The sequence below is a fragment of the Providencia sp. PROV073 genome, from assembly GCF_033688125.1.
Lineage (GTDB): Bacteria > Pseudomonadota > Gammaproteobacteria > Enterobacterales > Enterobacteriaceae > Providencia > Providencia hangzhouensis.
The window spans coordinates 1,217,053-1,238,456 of record NZ_CP096353.1; the positions used below are offsets into that span (position 1 = coordinate 1,217,053).

The window sequence follows — 21,404 nt, forward strand, 5'->3', positions numbered from 1 at the left end:
AATATTAGAGTATTGATGAAATTTAGCCTTATTATGCTTAGAACATTTGTAGCGAAATTAAGGTTCGGGTATACTGTTTTCCCGTCCTGTTATATCCATCATCTTTTAAACCTAAACTTTCAGGTTCAGCATGAAAACTAATTATATTTTTGTGACCGGCGGGGTCGTATCCTCACTGGGTAAAGGCATTGCCGCAGCCTCTTTGGCGGCTATACTCGAAGCCCGTGGACTCAATGTGACTATTATGAAACTGGATCCCTACATTAACGTAGATCCAGGCACTATGAGCCCAACCCAACACGGGGAAGTTTTCGTTACAGAAGACGGCGCTGAAACTGACTTAGATTTAGGTCACTATGAGCGTTTCATCCGTACTAAAATGACACGTCGTAATAACTTTACGACTGGGCGTGTTTACTCTGAAGTTCTGCGCAAAGAGCGCCGTGGCGACTATTTAGGCGCTACAATTCAAGTTATCCCTCATATCACTAATGAAATTAAAGACCGCATCATCCGTGGTGGTGAAGGCCATGACGTTGTTTTGGTTGAAGTTGGTGGTACAGTTGGTGATATCGAATCATTGCCATTCCTTGAAGCGATTCGTCAAATGGCAGCTGAAGTTGGCCGTGAACGCACATTATATTTGCACTTAACATTAGTGCCATACCTTGCAGCGGCTGGTGAAGTAAAAACTAAGCCAACTCAACATTCTGTGAAAGAATTACTGTCAATTGGTATTCAACCAGATGTGCTGATTTGTCGTTCAGACAGAGTGATCCCAGCAAATGAACGTGCAAAAATCGCATTGTTCTGTAATGTGCCAGAGAAAGCGGTTATTTCTCTCAAAGACGTTGATTCAATTTATAAAATCCCAGCCTTATTGAAATCACAAGGTTTGGATGAATACATCTGTAACCGTTTCCGCATTGATGCGCCAGAAGCTAATTTAGCTGAGTGGGAACAAGTTATTTACGAAGAAGCCAATCCCGCTGGTGAAGTCACTATTGGGATGGTGGGTAAATATGTTGAGTTACCAGATGCGTATAAATCTGTAATTGAAGCATTAAAACACGGTGGCTTGAAAAACCGTTTAACTGTGAACATCAAATTAATTGATTCACAAGATATTGAAACTCGAGGTGTTGAGTTACTAAAAGGTTTAGATGCTATTTTAGTACCAGGCGGCTTTGGCGAGCGTGGTGTTGAAGGGAAAATTCTGACCGCTCAATATGCACGTGAAAACAAGATCCCTTACTTAGGAATTTGTTTGGGTATGCAAGTCGCATTGATTGAATTTGCACGTAATGTTGCCAATATGGCAGATGCAAACTCAACAGAATTTAAAGCGGATTGTAAATTCCCTGTTGTTGCGCTGATTACTGAATGGCGCGACGAAGAGGGTAACCTTGAAGTACGTTCAGAAGAGAGCGATCTTGGTGGAACAATGCGTGTTGGTGGCCAACCATGTCATTTAGTGAATGGTAGCCTTGTACGTGAAATGTATGGTTCAGAAACTATCATTGAACGTCACCGCCACCGTTATGAGGTGAATAATTTACTACTGAAACGTATTGAAGATGCGGGCCTAAAAATTGCAGGTCGTTCAGTGGATAATAAGCTGGTGGAAATTATTGAAAACCCTAATCATCCATGGTTTGTGGCTTGTCAGTTCCACCCAGAGTTCACCTCTACACCAAGAGATGGTCATCCGTTGTTTGCAGGTTTTGTTAAAGCCGCTGGTAAGTACCAGAAAGGTGAGTTGAAATAAGATATGGGGAAGTCGGCGCAGGTGCACCAACTTCCCAAAATTTAACTTGTACTGAGGAAAACCTAATGTCCAAAATTGTTAAAGTGATCGGTCGTGAAATCATTGACTCTCGTGGTAACCCAACTGTAGAAGCTGAAGTTCATTTAGAAGGTGGCTTTGTTGGTTTAGCTGCAGCACCATCAGGTGCGTCAACAGGTTCTCGTGAAGCTCTGGAACTGCGTGACGGTGATAAAGCACGTTTCCTGGGTAAAGGTGTTCTGAAAGCAGTTGCTGCTGTTAATGGTCCAATCGCAGAAGCGCTGATCGGTAAAGATGCTAAAGACCAAGCTAACATCGATAAAATCATGATTGATCTCGATGGCACTGAGAACAAATCTAAATTTGGTGCAAACGCAATTCTCGCTGTATCTTTAGCAAATGCTAAAGCAGCAGCAGCGGCGAAAGGTATGCCTCTGTATGAGCACATTTCTGACTTGAATGGTACTCACGGTCAATACTCTATGCCTCTGCCGATGATGAATATCATCAATGGTGGTGAGCATGCTGATAACAACGTTGATATCCAAGAATTCATGATCCAGCCTGTTGGCGCACCAACGCTGAAAGAAGCTGTTCGTATGGGTTCTGAAATCTTCCATCACTTAGCAAAAGTACTGAAATCTAAAGGTATGAATACAGCTGTAGGTGATGAAGGTGGTTATGCGCCTAACTTAGAATCAAACGCAGCAGCATTAGCAGCAATTAAAGAAGCGGTTGAGCAAGCTGGTTATGTGTTAGGTAAAGACGTAACACTGGCGATGGACTGTGCAGCATCTGAGTTCTATAACGCAGAAACCGGTAATTATGAGCTGAAAGGTGAAGGAAAAACCTTCACTTCACAAGAGTTCACTCATTATTTAGAAGAACTGACTAAACAGTACCCAATCGTCTCTATCGAAGATGGTCTAAACGAGTCTGACTGGGATGGTTTCGCATACCAAACTAAAGTTCTTGGTGACAAAATCCAACTGGTTGGTGATGACCTGTTTGTAACTAATACTAAGATCCTAAAAGAAGGTATCGATAAAGGTATCGCTAACTCTATCCTGATCAAATTCAACCAAATCGGTTCTTTAACTGAAACTTTGGCTGCAATTAAAATGGCGAAAGATGCAGGCTATACAGCTGTTATCTCTCACCGCTCAGGTGAAACTGAAGATGCAACTATTGCAGATTTAGCAGTTGGTACAGCAGCAGGCCAAATCAAAACAGGTTCTATGAGCCGTTCTGACCGTGTTGCTAAATATAACCAATTGATTCGCATTGAAGAAGCATTAGGTAAAAATGCACCATTCAATGGCTTAAAAGAAGTTAAAGGCCAAGCATAATTATTTATTGCTTAGCAAGTTAATGAATAGGGAAGCTTAGGCTTCCCTTTTTTTTGGTTATTTATTGTATTAATACAATAAATATAATTGAATTCTTTTTATAAAATTCAATCCGAATTTGTTTTTTGATTATGGAAGTAAAGGAGATATTAATTTACAGTCATTATTCATTTTAAATAAATAATTAATTTTTATTAAAAGGAATGAATGCAATGACAATAAAAAAACATACAGAAGTAATTGAAAATATAAATGAAATTATCAATAAATATACGTTAGATACAAGCGGGTTAATTAACATTGGTTCAACGGCAGAAAAAGGAGATTTGACACTAACTAAATATGATAATTCACGATATAATATTAGTTATTATGATAGCGATCAGCCTGACCAGTTTCTAATTAAAAGCTATTTACTCAATAATAATAATTATGATGCAACGCATTTATATCCCTCCTATGTAGATATTCCTAAAAAACCATCAGATACGTTTCTCTTATTTACAGGTACTTTAAATAAAAATTCTATTATAGTTACCAATCATGATAAAGATCATTATCGAGTTTATAATGATTGCAGAATGAATAGTTCAATTTTATATGATGATGTTGTTATGTCTGCTGATTATCAAGATTATAAAATAAAAAATGGTACAAATGGTAATGCGACAGCATATATGCAGTTTGTAAATAATGATTGGCAATTAATCTTACAAAAACAAGAGGTTAAAGATTTTAAGGGTGAAAGGAAATCATTTGCAATAGAAGGGGAAAATAGAATATTAAAATATATTCCTAATAATAAAATGGATAGTATAAATAAAAATAAATTTGAAAACACTCGGAAAAATACACATGTCAAAATATTTTCTATAGCAAAGAAATTCAATTTCTTATATGTGGATGAGAAAGGTAATAATATATTTGAAACGGAACGAAAACTAGATAGCGCTAAAGCATGGCTTGAGTTTATTACATCTATAAGTATAAAAATAAATAATCATGTAAAAATGTTAAAAAGTTTCCAAGAGGTATGGCAGAAACAACTTCAGGAACTAAATGGGAAGATAAATAAAACAATAGATGATAAAGTTAAAATAAAATCTTTAACACGAAAATTAGCACAAAGTGATATTCAAATTAGTCTTTATCATAATCATTATAATAGAATACTATTTGAAGGGAACCAAATAGAAAGAAGTAAATTATGGTGGGAAATAAAAAAAAGTAAAGGCATGAACGCTGTTGTTAAAAATGAAGAACAATCAATATATGGTGGTATTAATGAATATAAACAGACAATCAATGAGCGATATGAAAATTTAGTTTTTGTTCATAAAAATTCGAATAAACCTTCATTTAGAAATAGTTTTAGTGAGGGAATGGACGGTTTTTCAGAAGTTAATATATCAGGATTAAAGAAGAATATGACGTCAATAGAACTGAAAAAATTATATTTGACTCAAGACCTTAGTCCTATAGAACGAGGGGCTTTATATCAAAGAATTAATAATGTAGGTCATGCCGAATATATAAAATATATTTTGAATGAAACAGGAAAAGTTAGTGAATTATTTTATTCATTAAACAGTCAAATTAATCGATTAATGCCACAAGATTTTTATTTAACCTTGATAGGGGATGATTCTCGAGGGCGTTGTTACCCTTTGGTTAGAGCTATGTCAGTTGCATTAGCAAAAGATGATCAAAAAGGCGCGGATACTTTATTTAATAAACTTTATATAGCATCAGCGAATCCTAAAGATAATGATTCAATATTAATAAAAACGGCATTGGAGCGATTACATTCGAATGTGGAAGCAATAGAGGCATCATTTTCTCATGGTAGAATTAATATCAAAGAGACACAGAGTTTATTAGAGGCGAAGCAAAAAACAATGATGTTTGCTATTAATAGCCAAAATCACTCGATGCTTATTGGTAAAACTATAAATGATAAAAAATCACACTACTATTTTTATGACCCTAACTTCGGTTTGTTTTCGTTTAATAATAGTAAAGAACTATTTTCAGCATTTAAAAAATTTATGGTAGATAACAAAATGGCTGATTTTTACTCAGCCTTTGGGAGCAATAAAGATCCGGTTTTTGAAGTGATTTCAATTATTACAGATGATATGTCGAGTGTTCCGGTGGGTAATGGGTTAAGTGTAACTCATTTAAGTGAGCCTATTTCATTGAGTTTAATTACTAAACGTGAAAGCAAAACTAGTAGTATCGTTAATAAACAACTTGCGATTCAAAGAGACATTCAATTGAAAGGAACATTGGCTATGTTAGAAGCCCAACAATGGGGATACCGTTTAGAAACTTCTTTAACTAATTTATCAATGAAGTACCAATTTAATAGAAAATGGGTGCCTATATTTTCCACACTGAAAGAGAATGAAAAAGGTAAATATAAACTTCAATTTATAGATTATGATGATCCTGAAAAAAGCCATTGGATTGAAATGGATGACCCGACAATTAAAGAGTTTAATCATTATTATGAAAAGCAAGTAGCATTATTTGGAGAAAGTTATTTTTTTGATGGGGAAAAATTAATTCCCCAAAAGAATATAGATAATAATAGTGAATATAATATCAATGAGCCATCGTTCGATGGATTAAATGCAGGAATAGCTATTCAGTCTTTGATGCTATGGTATTCAGATAAAAACCATAATAGAAACGGAATGAATAATGATAATTTTAACTTAGCATTAGCATTGAAAATACATAGTTATATTAATTATGGAATGATATTTCATGGAGCTCTGAATGATTTAGCTAAAATTGTAGGTATAATTCGTAGTGGGTTAAATGAAAATATTAGCTATGAAGCTAAAAATATTAGTCTGTTTTCTACTTCATTAGCTCAAACAGTAAATGAAGGTGTTACTGTTTTATTTAATGGTACCTTAGTCGGCTTTGATATATATGAATTGACCTATGCAAAAGATGAACCTCATAAGATTATATTTAGTACACAACTTGCTTTTGACTCTGCGAGTTTTGTCACAGGAGGACTCAGTTTAGGAACCGGTGCTTTAGGAGTAACGGAAGCTTCAGTATTTATGGGGGGAGCTGGGGTTATTTTTGCAGGGTTAAGTATTGGTTTCACTGGTTTGGCGCGTAATTATGCAGTGATAGGAGAAGATGCTAAATCGGTAGGTAGATATTTCTATCAGTTAGACCAAGCATATAAAAATAACGGATATGATTACTTACCTGATAAAAGTATTGTTCTTCCGCGCGCTGGTGCAGTTTTTAAAACAATAGATCTTAGAAATAACCAAATTGAATTTGATAGCCAGTATATCTATAGGACTAGCGCACATTCTGCAGGAGGCGGACGGAAAAATTATATTTTTTGGGCGGGTAATTTCCCTACAATGGTACATGACCGTCAACAGGCAATTAATATTCGTAAAGGTATCGGATATAACATGAGTAGCCGACAGTATGGCTATTTAGATGCACAAATAATTGCCTTACCTATCACGCCAAAATCGTATATTAAATATGATTACAATTTATGGCCAGGAGCAACAACACGTCATGATAGTGGGTTTGATGTTATTCGTCGTTTAGAAAACACAGATAAATTTGATTATGACTTTTATATATTTCCAAGTGAAAATACTATCACTCAGATATTCCATGAATATGTAGATACAGAAATAGAAATAAAATTAAATAATCAATATAGACATTTAGTTATTCCAAAAATACCCAGTGAGTGGCATGGGAAAATTAAATATTCGATAAAGGGTGATGGTGGAGTATATAAAATTAGTCCACAAATAGGTGCAGAAATAGAATTGATTGATGACTCAAATAAGTTATCGACTTCTCACTGGATAATTAGTGGAGGGTTATTAGGTAAAAATGACATTATTGTTAGTTCTGACCGTATAGATGTAGGTGGAGTAAAAATAAAAATAGACCAATCAGTATCAAAAAAAGATTTTTTATACATTAATAATAATAATGAAGTTTATAAAGTGGATTTTTTAAACTTAGATGTAAATTTAATTGGCGAAGATGGAAATAAGTGGGTCGGACATAATGAAGAGTTATCTAATCATTTAAATAAATTAAATGAACAACATAAAATTATGGGGCAGTACGTATTAATTGAAAATTATCAGTTTGGGAATGTTAATGTAGGCCGAGCATTTTATCAGGTTTCTACAGGGAGATATATTTTCACTGACTCATCGGAACAATATACTAAAAATGCTGATCTATTTTCTCCATTAGGGACGGGGGCATGTTTTTACTCAAAAGATAATAATATATTGTGGTTAGTTGATCAGGATAATAAAGTTCAATATACGTATATTATTAATAATAATGCTCAGCGGAATTTTGAATTAACTAAGTTATGGGTTAGTAATGAAAATATTTATTTCTCATGTCGTTATCCTAGTGAAGGAGTTCATGAAGTCGCAAATTATATGATAAATGGAAATGAAATTATATTAGTTAGTGTTTCTATTGATGAGCTGACTCATTATCAGTTATTTGAAGAAAAATCGGTCATACCTAAGGATATTTCAGATATGATTTTTGGTAAGTATTTATTGTTAATTGATAAAGTAAAAGATAAAAAAACAATATATAGTAAAAGTGTGAAGCTGGCTGATGTCATCCAAATATCAGGAATTGATAAAAATAATAATATATATCATTATTGGTTAAGAGAAAGAGACGGTGTTATCATAAGGCCAAATGTTACTTCATATAATCTTGCTCTCGATAACAAAGAATTATTTGAGCCTAAAGATTTAATGTTTGTTGGGTTTTTATTAAACAATGATGGGAAAGAAGTATTCTTTTTTTATAGTCATAAGGAAAAATCAATATATCGACAAGTTGGAGAAAACCCAAATTTCTTTCAAATAGAAAAGCAAGAAATCAAAAGGATAGAAACCGAAAATATTGAGAGTGTTATATTCAGTCAAAGTAAAATTTTAATTATTAGTAATAATGGCATTGTGAGTCAAATTAACGCTCAAGGTAATATTCAACCTGTGGCACTAAATCAAAAGTGGTTTGATTCACATTCAACAAGATGGTGGGAAGATTTTGGTCAATTAGAGTCAAATCAAGGAGTATATGCTTTACTTGGATTAAAAATGAGTGATAATCAAGCTATTATTCCTGCTTGGTATGAAAATAAAAGTATTGTTATTGCATATCAATTATCATCAAAGAATACATTGCAATATTTAGGAATAGACGAGTACCGTTCAGCAGCAATTATTTTTGATATGGAAAATAAAAAACTTTATTGGCAACCAATTGTAAATGAAGCTGCTTTAGTTAAAGCTTTTGATAAAAATAATTTAAAAAATACTTTATCACTACCTTCAATGTATGAGATATACCCAAATATTAAATTTGATATAGTTAAAAAATTAAAAAATGGATTGTTAATGTATACAACTAATGATGAGATTTTATATTACAGTAAGGGAGAGAATAATTCAGATAGTAATAAAGAGGAATTCTCATCATCTTTATTAATTAACGGTGGAAATTCAAGGGATATAATCAACCCACCAGTTATCAATAATGTAAAAAATATTATATTAAGTGCGGGAGACAAAGAAGATAGCTATGTTATTTCTAGAGCGGCGTGGCTACATTATCAAGCAATTATCATTGATAATAATGCGAGCGATCGTTTGACAGATACACTTGTTTTACCTGTTGACGATATGAACTCTCTAGCTGTGAATCGCCTAGGGGATGACCTTATTCTAACGGATATAAATACAAATAGCATACTTATTATTAGGCGGATATTTGCTACTAATGCTCAAGGATATGAACACCTTAAACTGCGATTTTTAAATTCTAACGGAGATATTAGGGTAAAAACTATTGTAGATAGTTATTTATTGACTGATGGGCTGATGGTTACTAATACACCGAATGAGTCTGATGAAGAAATACTGCTGTCTCATGACAATCAGTTAGCACAGCTTGCATCAATGACATCATCATTAAACCATCGTGAAAGCATGTCTAGACATCAGGATATAATACAGCCTTCGTTGGTTACTGCGCCTGTTTTAGTGGGATAAAGCAGGTATGAATTAGTTAAGCTAAGCTAGCCGGAGTTTAACTGGCTAGCTTAATTAGTTGTCTAGTTTCATTGGTTGATATTTTAATTTAAGTTTGTTTTTTATTCATCGATATCATTTATTTTGCTTTGGGTGGAATTAACTGCTGACTGGTGCGTTGGCGTATTAGCGCAATTGTTCTGTCAATTGAAACTGTTAATTTATGCGGTTATTTGCTTACAAAATAGAACATTTCTCGGTAGAGATATTAAAAATACAAAAAATTGCGCGGGGTAGATCGCACTTTTAGCTTATCCACATTTTCATCTCAATAAATTAACTCTATATTTCACAGCTTATAAATAATTATTAACAATATGCGCTAAAAATAAACTTGCTTCCAAAGCTATGGAGTAAACATGGACGCTTCAGAATCTTTAACACCATCAGTGAGCCCAACCCCCTCGAATAAACGGGGATGGATAATCTTAGCTGTTGATATCGTACTCTTAATTTTATTACTAAAATATTTACCATTTGATGATAAAGCAAATGCAGGTCTTGCAATGATGGTTTTCATCGGTGTGCTTTGGTTAACTGAAGCTATCCATGTCACCATTACTGCACTGTGTATTCCGATCTTGGCAGTAGGCTTAGGGCTGATGAATACAGGGGATGCATTGAAATCATTTGCAAATCCGATTATTTTCTTATTCTTCGGTGGCTTTGCATTAGCGACGGCTTTACATATCCAAGGCCTTGATAGGCTAATTGCAAATCGCTTACTAATGGCAGCTCGAGGGCGCTTATCAGTCGCGGTATTATTGCTGTTTGGTGTAACAGCGTTACTTTCTATGTGGATTAGTAACACAGCAACAGCTGCAATGATGCTACCACTAGTATTAGGTATACTGTCTAATCTCGATGTACGTCATGAACGTAATACTTTCGTGTTTGTACTATTAGGTGTTGCTTATAGTGCAAGTATCGGTGGTTTAGGCACGATTGTAGGTAGCCCTCCAAATGCGATTGCGGCTGCGGCTTTAGGTTTAGATTTCTTATCATGGATGAAATATGGTATTCCAATCATGGTGGTGTTACTACCAATGATGTTTGTATTGATGTACATGATGTTACGTCCAAACCTGAAACATCGTTTTCAAATTGAGTTAGAACATGTTGAGTGGAATGGCAAGCGTATTACAGCAATGACGATTTTCCTTTTAGCCGTAGTTTGTTGGATCACGAGTACGTTTATTAGTGATGCATTAGGTGGTGTAAAAGATTTAGATACAATCATTGCGATGAGTGCTGCGATTTTAATTGGTGTAACAGGTGTTGCTAGCTGGTCTCAAATTCAGAAAAATACCGAGTGGGGCGTATTGATGCTGTTTGGTGGTGGTTTAACACTCAGCGCAATTTTAAGTTCTTCTGGGGCAAGTAAGATCATGGCAGACTGGATGCAAATGACATTCGGTGAAAGCCACTGGTTTGTTATTATTCTAGCTGTTACTACCTTTATTATCATTTTGACTGAGTTTACCAGTAATACGGCGAGTGCAGCTTTATTAGTACCAATCTTTGCAACAGTTGCTGAAGCATTAGGTATGCCAGTCATTGTATTAACTATGATTATTGGGATTGGTGCATCCTGTGCGTTTATGTTGCCGGTTGCTACACCGCCAAATGCGATTGTGTTCGGTTCCGGTTATATTAGGCAAATTGAAATGGTACGTGTTGGTGCGGTATTAAACGTGGCTTGTATCCTTGTGATTTCATTGTTTGCTTGGTTTATCTGGATGTAACTTAGTATCAATTCATCTTAACTTAACGGCCTCTTTTTGAGGCCGTTATTTGTTGTTGTACGCTAAATTGAGATTATTGCGTTGTTTTAGCAATAAGAGCCTGTTGGTTTTTCCCTATTTTTATCACACCTGTATCAGAAAAAATAATGTCTGCATCTCCGCGCACAGAGAAACTCATCGTGTTTATAACTCCTTGAATATCTATCTTATTCTGTGGGCAAAGGAAATTATCTTTACAGTGATATTGGTGACTCTCAAGTACAATGTTACGACCTGTCAATTTAGTTTGCTCATCCATCTCTAAATGATTTCCTTGAATATAAGGAATGTCAGTTTTGAACTTTGTGCTGTACTTGACAATGCCTTCACTAGGAGAAAGGGTGCTATTACCAGATGCGCTGATATAATTTTGTATGGCAGAGTGGATATTAAGTGTATTTTGCAGCTTTATTTGGTCTGCAACGATATTTAATTTTGATAGTTGAATTGGAGTTCCTTGTTGCTGACTAATACTGATTTGGCTAGCAGGTTGAGTTGAAAACTTCAGTTGGTTATAGTCCTCCAATTTTTGGAGTTCAAGCTGGTTATCTTTCTCTTTGTTTTTAATGTATTTTTTTTCAAATTTACCGGCAATTAAGGAGAGGCTATTAATATTATCAACGGCACCGTCTTTCCATGAAATACCATTAGGATTTGCGATAACAAGGTTAGCGCGTTGCCCTTTTATTCCTAATATCCCTTGTAAGTTGCTTGTTTCAGTCCCTGTTACTTCTGCAAAAATAAGCTTTGCTGCCTTATTATTAAGCTTGGTATTACTGTTAATATCATTATTAAAAATTAAACCATCGTCATTAGATGAGAGACTTTCGAAGGTATTAAACGAGATGTTATTTTTGAGAGGGGCTTCTATATTAATGACTTTTGCTTTTGTGATATCAGGGGCCTCGGCTAATGATGTGGTATGAAATAAAGTACAACTTAGTAGAGTGAATGATATGGTTTTCTTCATTGGTATTAGCTCCTTGCTGTAAAAATCCTTTAATGATTAAAAGCATAATGTATTTAGTCGTTTTTTATAATAATCAAAAATTAGTTTGGCTTAATAAAATATGATACGTTAGCACTCAGGTAAAATCGGAAAATCGGAAAAATATGATGTAAATAATTGTTACACTATGTTTTTGGCCGTTTATAAGTTCCATTTTCCTTGCTAATAAATTACTACTTGTTATGTTTTAAAATTAAATATAAAGGGATTTAATAATATGTCTGGTGATAGCTATAGCTCTCTATTGAATCATGCCATTTATGTAATGGATAAAATAAATCTTGATAAAAATATTATGATGCTAGTTGAGGCGATTAAATATGAATATCGCCATGAAGGAAAATGGTCTCCAGATTTATTGAAAAAACATGATAAATTAAAGAAAGAAATAGAAAGAAAATCTTATTTTTTATATAACAATGATGTTCCTATTGGTATTGAAAAACTCAGTAATCAAGAAGAGTTGGAGTTTATTGGTTATATAAGAGATTTATCAACAGGAAATCATGATGTCGATATAAGAGTTCAAGGTAAAGAGGATATTGAATTATCTAACCTTGTTGATTCCGATTTATTAAGTTCACAAGCACTGCGTATTCTCCCTAAAAATTTAAAAAAAAGAATGAAACTTCGCTCTAGTATAAATGCTAGGTTAACTATAAATATACATAAAAAATATATTAATCGGCTGGCAAAATCTTTGGTGAAGTTATTTCATGAGCCGTCACCTCAGTGTATAGAACAAGCCAAAATTATGGGGCCTAGAAAATTTGGTATACAAACGGACCAAGCAGTTATTTACTTATCTGAATCGGGGCTTGAGCATGCAAAGGAAATTACCCAGCGACTTAATACATTAATTCCTTCTGATGCATTTATTGAACATACACCAGTTGGTATGCAAAAAATGGATACTGGTATTTCTTATTCGGAAACACCAAAAGGTCAGTCAACAAGCCATGGGCAAGCCAGGTCACAGGTCATTGCAGACACTATTACAGAAGCTTTATTAACAGATCGCCCAGTAAAACAAATCTTACCTAAAGTATTAAAAAAAGTAGGCTACGATACGAATAATCCTAGTTTAGTTGCGCAAGTTCAGCGTGATGGTCATTTAAAAAATAGTCTTTTTGACAGTATGATGCTTAAAAAGCATAGAATAAGCCAAGATATTCAGCGATTTGTTACGGATCCACTGTTATTTCCATGTATGTATGTTATTGATAAATTTAATAATAATATATTATCAGTAAAGGCGGAAATATTTAACTTTGAGAATGAGTTTACCGCCATTGAGTGCGGAGTATTAGCTCAGTATATAACCTCGAGAGAAAATTCAGGTTTTATTTATGATGTTTTAGATTTTACTTATAAATTTAATTCAATCTTTAGAGATAGCGGTTATATTGAAAAACGCCTCGCACCACAAGATTTTTATTTATATTTAATGGATGATAATTCAGGGGGGCGTTGTTACTCTTTAGTTAGGACAATGGCTGTTGCATTAGCCTTAGAGGGCAGTGAGGGTGCAAATAAATTGCTTAATAAGATGTTTTTAGCTGGGGCATCACCAACGGAGCCGAATTCAACTTTGTTACAAGCTGCGTTAAAAGAACTTCATGTAAATATAGAGGCGGCACACGCATCAACTATAATTGGCCAATTTGAGTTAAATGAAATAAAAGAAATTCTGATTAATGCTGAACAAGGAAATATTTATGCGCTAAATAGCAAAACACACTCGATGTTGTTAGGTAAAGTCAAAAATGGTAATGAAATTAATTATTATTTTTATGATCCAAACTTTGGTATTTATGCCTTTAATGATTCTGATAAGTTATTTTCAACTTTAAATAAGTTTTTATTTAAAAACAAGATGGCAGAGCAGTATGCGGTTTTAAATAGTAGTTTTGAATTGGTCTCTATTAATACGGGAAAAATGTCTGAAGTACAAATTGGTAGTGGTTTAACTGTTTCCGATTTGGTTTATTCAGATAATTTAATGGAATCTATTTCTCTACATAAGAAAATGGAGAGTATTCTAGAACATCAGTCTTTAATAGAAAAAGATAAGAAAATACAAACATCCTTAATTATTTTGGAGTCAGAAAAATGGGGGGAACGTCTTGAATACTCAATTAATGAAGTGTGCAAAAGTCATCAACTAGATGAAAAATGGTTACCTGTTTTTGAAAATGTTGAGAATTTGGAAGATGGCCGATATCGTATTCAATTTATACATCAAGGGATAGAGGAAAAGATATATTGGGCCGAAACGAAAGACACAACATTTATTGAGTTTAAAGAATATTTTCACAAGCAAATGGCTATGTTAAAGAGTCATTATTCTTTTAGTGATGGGGAGTTGCAATGTGAAAGAGATATTGAGGGTACAGAACATGTGGATGGCCTCAATATAGCGATGGGAATACAAGCAATCATTCAATGGTCGGAGAATAGAAATCGACAGTCAGTGGTTTCTTCTAGGCCAACATCTAATTTAGCAACAGCACTGCGTATTCATAGTTATATTAGCTATTCTATGATGGCCCATGGTGCTATCAATGATGCCGTGAAAACTGGAAAAATTGCATATTCATTATGGTGTGAAGGGAATGGAGTGGCGAAATCAGTAATGAATCGCTTTTCTTCGTCTCTAGTACGTACAGCGAATGAAGGGTTAGGGGTTATTTTCCAAGGAGCTATGGTTGGTTTCGATATTTATGAGTTAGCGAATGCACAAAATGAAACTCAGCGAGCTGTATTTGGTACTCAACTAGCTTTTGATTCATCATCATTAGGGTTAGGTATTGTAAGTACGGGAGCATCTCTACTTGGTGCGGAAACGGTGGCAGGTGTTGCAGGGCCATTAGCTGTACCACTTATGGGAATAGGTATTGGTATCACCGAACTGGTTAATATTAATGAAAGACACGCACAAAAAGCTGTTGCTGTAGGGGAAGAATTCGCGATTTATCAACGAGACTATCAAAATGCAGCGATAAGTTATGATGTAAAAAAAGGATTTTTGATACCAACACCCAATATTGTCATCGAGAAATTAGATTTCAAAAATGGCTATTTTGACCTTGGTAGCCAATATATATATCGAGGTGTGAAAAAAAAGTGGTATATAGAGCATTGCTGGTTGAATGATTTTCAATCAGGGCCAAGTGCTGAGATCGATAAATCACATGCAATTAATATTAGAGAAGCTGTTGGTGTTACTGAGTCAAGAGTATTCTTTAATGGAAATCAAACTGGGGTAGTTATATTACCAGTTGTACCTAGATCGTTCATTCGTTACAGATATAGCTCTCTTTTTGGTGGAACTTCTCGAGGGGATAATGGTTTTTCTATTTTGAGAGGAATGGAAGAACGCTATCAATTCTATTTTGATTTTTTTTATTGTGGCCTAGAGTATGTTATCACCACTTTAGAGCATGAATATGAAAATACTACCATTCATGTCAATCTAGATAGCCAAAATAGGCAAATAGCCGTTCCTAAAATGCCTATTCCATGGCAAGGGTATATTACGCACGCTGTCACTGGTAATGGTGGGGAATATCAAATTACAGTTAATTATGGTGCATCTCTTACGTTAATTGAGGGGGCTATGTATGGAAAACAATCTAGCTGGATAATTGATACGAGTTTAATAGAAAGTGATGGAAAAGAGCATGTTATTCAAATCATGGATGATCACATTAAAATTAGCGGCATTACTATCCATGTTGATACATCGGTGGCGGATAATTCGATTTTGCTGGTCAATGCTCAACATGAAGTATGTGAAATAGATTTTATTAATAAGACTGCAAAGGTTATTAATGTAGATGGTAGTCAATGGGTAAACAAAAGCCAGACAATTAAACAGCATCTTCATGATTTATCAATTAAAAATAAGCTTAACGGCCAGTATGTTGCCATCGATAATTATCAATATAACGGTTTAAACGTGGGACGTGCATTTTATGATGTTCAATATGATCGGATCATTTTTACTCACTCAAAAAATAAAGAAAATCATTCGGCACAACTAATAAAAATTAATGGGGATACAGCCTATTTTTATTCATCAGTGGAATCAGTAATTTGGCAGGTTGATATAAATACAGGTTCTTTACTGACTCAACTTAAAGCGAATATGGTTTTAGGTTTAGATGCAGAAATTATTAAAGTCACATTGGTTGATGACCAACTATATATAACATTAACAGAAAGAAGTACTGGTAGTACGGTTGAAAATACCTATAGGCTAATACAGGGTGATAAATTAGAGCTTGTGAGCGTTGTGAATAACAGATTATTACTCGATAACTTACATGACACACAAACATTATTATCACTTGAACAACGTAAGCAATTTAGTGGCCATGACTATTTAGCTCGTCGAAATATGAGTCCTGAATATCAAAAGACAATTACCATCAAACCCAGTATCGCGAATACAGTGATGATAGCGGGTGCTGATGAAAATGGTTTTTGGCATCATTACTGGCTACGCAATGAGAGTGGAACATTGGTTAAAGCCAATTTAGAAAGAAAAAATGTGAATGAACAGCTATTCTTGAATGAGTTTATTTCGATAAGTGAAGAAGATTTAAAATATATTGATCGTGAGCTCGCAAAAAATACTCCATTAGAGAAAGTTTGGCGAGAGAGGTTTCCTCTGTCTATTAACGATGGTAAAGAGGCGGTGTTTCAATTAAAGCGTTATAGAATTAAACCTACACTTGCAAAAATATTTGCAACAAGCCTGGGACGTTATAATCCGAGGTATGATTTATGGTATTGGTTTCCTCCTAAGGACTTGGAATTAATAGGAAGTTTATTAAAGGAAAATGGAAAGGAAGCCTTTTTCTTTTATAGCCGAAAAGAAGATACCATTTTTTATCAAAAAGGGTTAGGGCAAGATAATATTAATCCAAATAAGCCAAGTGCCGCCTTTCGTTTAAATTTGAGTGGAATAGAAAATGTCACGCACTGGCAAGGGGAGCTCCTTGTTATCCAAAAAGAAGGCTTTGTTAGGCAGCTGGGTGCGAATGGTAGTACACAATTAGTTGCCCTCAATAAAGACTGGTTTGCGAGAGAGCCTTTGAAATGGGAGCGTTTTGCTCAATTTTCCAATGAAAAGGACCCCATTGCATTGTTTGGATTAAAAGATACTAATGGGGAACGCATATTACCAGCATGGTATTTTAACGAGATGGTTGTTGTTGCGCCTTCATTTTCGTTAGAAAGTGAGTTACAAATTATCGATTTTGATCACGATAAACAATATGGCGTTATTTTTGATTCAAAATCAAAGAAGCTATATCGAATAAACGCGATTGGAGAGATGAAGTTTAACAATATTTTCGATAGTCAGGGTGTTCTTCGATTTCCCAATAAATTACCTAAGCATGTTGATTTATACCCTGAGCTTACTTTTAAGTCAGTGCAAAAAATAGCGGATGGCTTAATGCTGTTAACAGAAGAAAATGCAATTATTTATCATCCAACATCATCTCATGAACAATTAGGCTTATCATTAATTATTAAAGGAACACCGGAGGATGATGTCGTTATTCCTGCAGCATTAGGCGATGTTTCTGTTTTAATTCTTAATGGTGGTGAGGGCTCCGATACTTATCAGTTTAAAAAAGTAGATTGGCAGCGTTATCAAACGATTATTATTGATAATTATTCGGTAGACCGAATTGTTGATTTGCTTATCCTACCCATAAAAAACCAATTGAAGGAGATTTTTATTAATCGCCAAGGAGATGACTTGGTTATTACAGATTCAATAAATAATACATCTCTTTATATCCGTGGAATTTATGGTTTACAGGCTCACTCTTATCGTCATCTACAACTTAGAATTGATGGAACAGATCAACACATTGATGTGAGTTTATTAGCTGAACAAGCTTTGGCGAGTCACGGTTTAATGTCTTTATCAATGCATTTCAGAAGCTATTTTAATATCAATGATAAGATAGCTTTATTAGGGGAGTTGTTGAATCGAATAGATTTTACTCAGGAAGACTTTGAAATTCAAACTGCATCCAAAGAGCAGGATAAACCTCATTTCGCCATGTTATCTACAACAAGTCAGTATTAAATTAATATATAAAAAAAGAGCCACAACATGAGTGGCTCTTTTCGATTTATCGATCAGCAATTATTGTGCTGTTGGTGGATGGCTGTGTTCAACATCTTCTGATTTCTTCGAGAAACGGCGACGGATCACCACGAAGAATACAGGAACGAAGAAGATAGCCAATGAGGTTGCGGCAAACATTCCCCCAAGAACACCAGTACCTACTGAGTTCTGGGATGCAGAACCTGCACCGTTACTAAACACCAGTGGGATAACACCTAACATAAATGCTAAAGATGTCATCAGAATTGGTCGTAAACGCATTTTAACTGCATTAAGTGTTGCTTCGACTAACCCTTTACCTTCTTTTTCCATCAAGTCTTTGGCGAATTCAACAATCAAGATTGCGTTTTTCGCCGAGAGTCCAATGGTTGTTAAGAGGCCCACTTTAAAGTAAACGTCGTTGTCTAGACCACGAACACTGGTAAACAGTAACGCACCAATAATACCTAATGGAACGACTAACATAACTGAGAATGGAACTGACCAGCTTTCATAGAGAGCCGCCAAACACAGGAAGACCACTATCAAGGAGATTGCGTACAGAGCAGGGGCTTGGTTACCTGCTAAGCGTTCTTGATATGACATACCTGTCCACTCGTAACCAATTCCTTCAGGCAGGTTTTCAGTGGTGAGTTTTTCCATTAACAGCATCGCATCACCAGTACTTTTCCCTGGAGCTGCCTGACCTTGAATGTTCATCGCAGGGACACCGTTATAACGCTCTAAACGCGGTGAACCATACTTCCAAGGATCTTTGGATTCGTCCATAAAGGCAGAGAACGGAACCATTTTACCTTGGTTATTGCGAACATACAGGTTACTGATGTCAGAAGGTAACATACGGCTTTCTGCGTCACCTTGTACGTAAACTTTCTTCACACGACCACGGTCGATAAAGTCATTCACGTAGCTTCCACCAAACATAGAACTCAATGTTGCATTGATATCACTGATAGCGACACCTTGAGCCTGTGCTTTTTGTTGGTCAATATAAATACGGTATTGCGAGGTATCATCCTGACCATTTGGACGAACACCTTGAAGCATTTCTGGGTTCTGAGCAGCTAATCCAAGTAACTGGTTGCGGGCTTGCATCAGTTTATCATGCCCCAAGTTACCTTTATCGACTAACTCAAAGTCAAACCCGTCTGCGGTACCTAACTCAACAATCGCTGGTAGGTTAAAGGCGTAAATCAGTGCCTCTTGTTTTTGTGACAGTGCGATATTTGCACGTTGTACAATCGCATCAACGTGGTTTTCATCGCCTTTACGTTCGCTCCAATTTTTCAGAACGACGAAAGCGAGACCCATATTTTGACCTTGACCTGCGAAGCTAAAGCCCCCAACGGTAAAGACCGACTCAACGTTTTTGGCTTCTTCGGTATGGTAGTAGTTATTCACTTCATCCAATACCGCTTGGGTTTGTTCTTGCGTTGATCCTGGTGGTAATTGGATCATTGACAAGAATACCCCTTGGTCTTCCGCTGGTAAGAAAGAAGACGGTAAGCGGACGAACATGAACGCCATACCAACCACTAACAGCAGGTAAATCACTAAATAACGGCCCGTGCCGTTAAGCATACGGCTTACACTGTCGGTGTAGTGGTGTGCTTGTTTTTCAAATGTGCGGTTAAACCACCCAAAGAATCCTTTTTGGCTACCATGGCTGCCTTTTTCAATTGGCTTCAACATGGTGGCACACAGTGCTGGTGTTAAGATCATCGCAACCAGTACTGATAAGATCATGGAGGATACAATGGTAATTGAGAACTGACGGTAAATTGCCCCTGTAGAACCTCCAAAGAAGGCCATAGGAATAAATACCGCAGACAGCACCATTGCAATACCGACTAACGCACCTTGGATTTGACCCATTGATTTTTTGGTCGCTTCTTTTGGTGACAAGCCTTCTTCTTGCATAACACGCTCAACGTTCTCAACAACGACGATGGCGTCATCGACGAGAAGCCCGATGGCGAGTACCATCGCGAACATGGTCAAGGTGTTTATGGAATAACCAAATGCCGACAAGATAGCAAAGGTACCTAACAATACGACAGGTACTGCAATCGTTGGTATCAGTGTTGCACGGATGTTTTGTAGGAACAAATACATAACGACAACAACCAGCATGATTGCTTCTACTAACGTTTTAACCACTTCGTTAATTGAAATTTTAACGAATGGGGTCGTATCGTATGGATAAACAATCTCTAATCCTTGAGGGAAGAAAGGCTTCATTTCCTCAAGCGCAGCGCGGACGTTATTAGACGTATCTAATGCGTTCGCTCCGGTTGCCAGTTTAATACCGATACCTGCTGCAGGCTTACCATTAAAGCGGGCAATCGTACTATAGTTTTCAGCACCTAATTGGACATCAGCAACATCTTTAATACGCACTTGTGAACCATCCTGGTTTACACGTAATAGAATATTGCTAAATTCTTCAGGGCTATTTAAACGTGTCTGCGCAATGATAGAAACGTTTAAACGCTGGTTTGCTACAGACGGTGAACCACCGAGTTGCCCTGCTGCGACTTGGTTATTTTGTACCTTGATCGCATTAATGACATCCGTTGTGGTCATGTTGTACTTAACGAGTTGCTCTGGTTTTAACCAAATACGCATTGCATATTGGGTACCGAACAGTTGAGTTTCACCTACACCGTTAACTCGGCTAAGTGGGTCTTTAATATTTGACCCTACGTAGTCGGCAATATCGTATTGCCCCATTGAGCCATCGCTAGAAACGAAACCCGCAACCATTAAGAATGAACTAGTTGATTTATCGACACTAATACCTTGCTGCTGAACTTCTTGTGGCAACAATGGCATCGCCAGTTGCAATTTGTTTTGCACCTGTACTTGCGCGATATCACCATCAGTTCCTGCTTCAAATGTCAGCGTAATGCTAGCAGAACCTGATGAATCACTGCTCGATGACATATATACCAAGTTATCGATACCGTTCATGTTCTGTTCGATAACCTGCGTTACTGTATTTTGTACCGTCTCAGCATCCGCTCCCGGATAGTTAGCTGAAATAGAAACAGCCGGTGGCGCGATGGTCGGGTACTGCGAAACAGGTAACTGGATAATTGCCAACAGACCAGCAAGCATGGTGATAATTGCAATTACCCACGCAAAAATTGGTCTTTCTATAAAAAACTTAGGCATTAATC

The 21,404-nt window shown here is 35.9% G+C and carries 7 protein-coding genes; 5 read left to right on the forward strand and 2 right to left on the reverse strand.

What is annotated here, in order from left to right; genetic code table 11:
- The first annotated feature begins 130 nt into the window (after window positions 1-130).
- The 4 genes from pyrG to M1F17_RS05410 all read left to right on the forward strand — a co-directional run bounded on the left by pyrG (window position 131) and on the right by M1F17_RS05410 (window position 11,020).
- Complete coding sequence (gene pyrG / locus M1F17_RS05395; RefSeq protein WP_004260455.1) at window positions 131-1,768, forward strand: glutamine hydrolyzing CTP synthase; 1,638 nt, start codon at window positions 131-133, stop codon at window positions 1,766-1,768.
- Between the two features lie 65 nt (window positions 1,769-1,833).
- Window positions 1,834-3,135 carry a phosphopyruvate hydratase gene (gene eno, locus M1F17_RS05400; protein WP_004260453.1) on the forward strand — a complete coding sequence of 434 codons (1,302 nt, stop codon included), beginning with the start codon at window positions 1,834-1,836 and terminating at the stop codon, window positions 3,133-3,135.
- Between the two features lie 212 nt (window positions 3,136-3,347).
- Complete coding sequence (locus M1F17_RS05405; protein WP_318837284.1) at window positions 3,348-9,236, forward strand: TcdA/TcdB pore-forming domain-containing protein; 5,889 nt, start codon at window positions 3,348-3,350, stop codon at window positions 9,234-9,236.
- A 398-nt stretch (window positions 9,237-9,634) separates the two neighbouring features.
- Complete coding sequence (locus M1F17_RS05410) at window positions 9,635-11,020, forward strand: SLC13 family permease (protein ID WP_004260445.1); 1,386 nt, start codon at window positions 9,635-9,637, stop codon at window positions 11,018-11,020.
- 73 nt (window positions 11,021-11,093) lie between these two features.
- Here the strand turns inward: M1F17_RS05410 and M1F17_RS05415 are convergent, their stop codons facing one another.
- Complete coding sequence (locus M1F17_RS05415; RefSeq protein WP_136133984.1) at window positions 11,094-12,029, reverse strand: filamentous hemagglutinin N-terminal domain-containing protein; 936 nt, start codon at window positions 12,027-12,029, stop codon at window positions 11,094-11,096.
- Between the two features lie 256 nt (window positions 12,030-12,285).
- On the opposite strand from M1F17_RS05415, the gene M1F17_RS05420 reads away from it, so the two are divergent.
- Window positions 12,286-18,180, forward strand: a complete 5,895-nt coding sequence (locus tag M1F17_RS05420; RefSeq protein WP_318837285.1) for a TcdA/TcdB pore-forming domain-containing protein — start codon at window positions 12,286-12,288, stop codon at window positions 18,178-18,180.
- Between the two features lie 60 nt (window positions 18,181-18,240).
- Here the strand turns inward: M1F17_RS05420 and M1F17_RS05425 are convergent, their stop codons facing one another.
- Window positions 18,241-21,399 (reverse strand): efflux RND transporter permease subunit, encoded by a 3,159-nt coding sequence (locus tag M1F17_RS05425; RefSeq protein WP_318837286.1) that lies wholly within the window; start codon window positions 21,397-21,399, stop codon window positions 18,241-18,243.
- Window positions 21,400-21,404 lie beyond the last annotated feature (5 nt).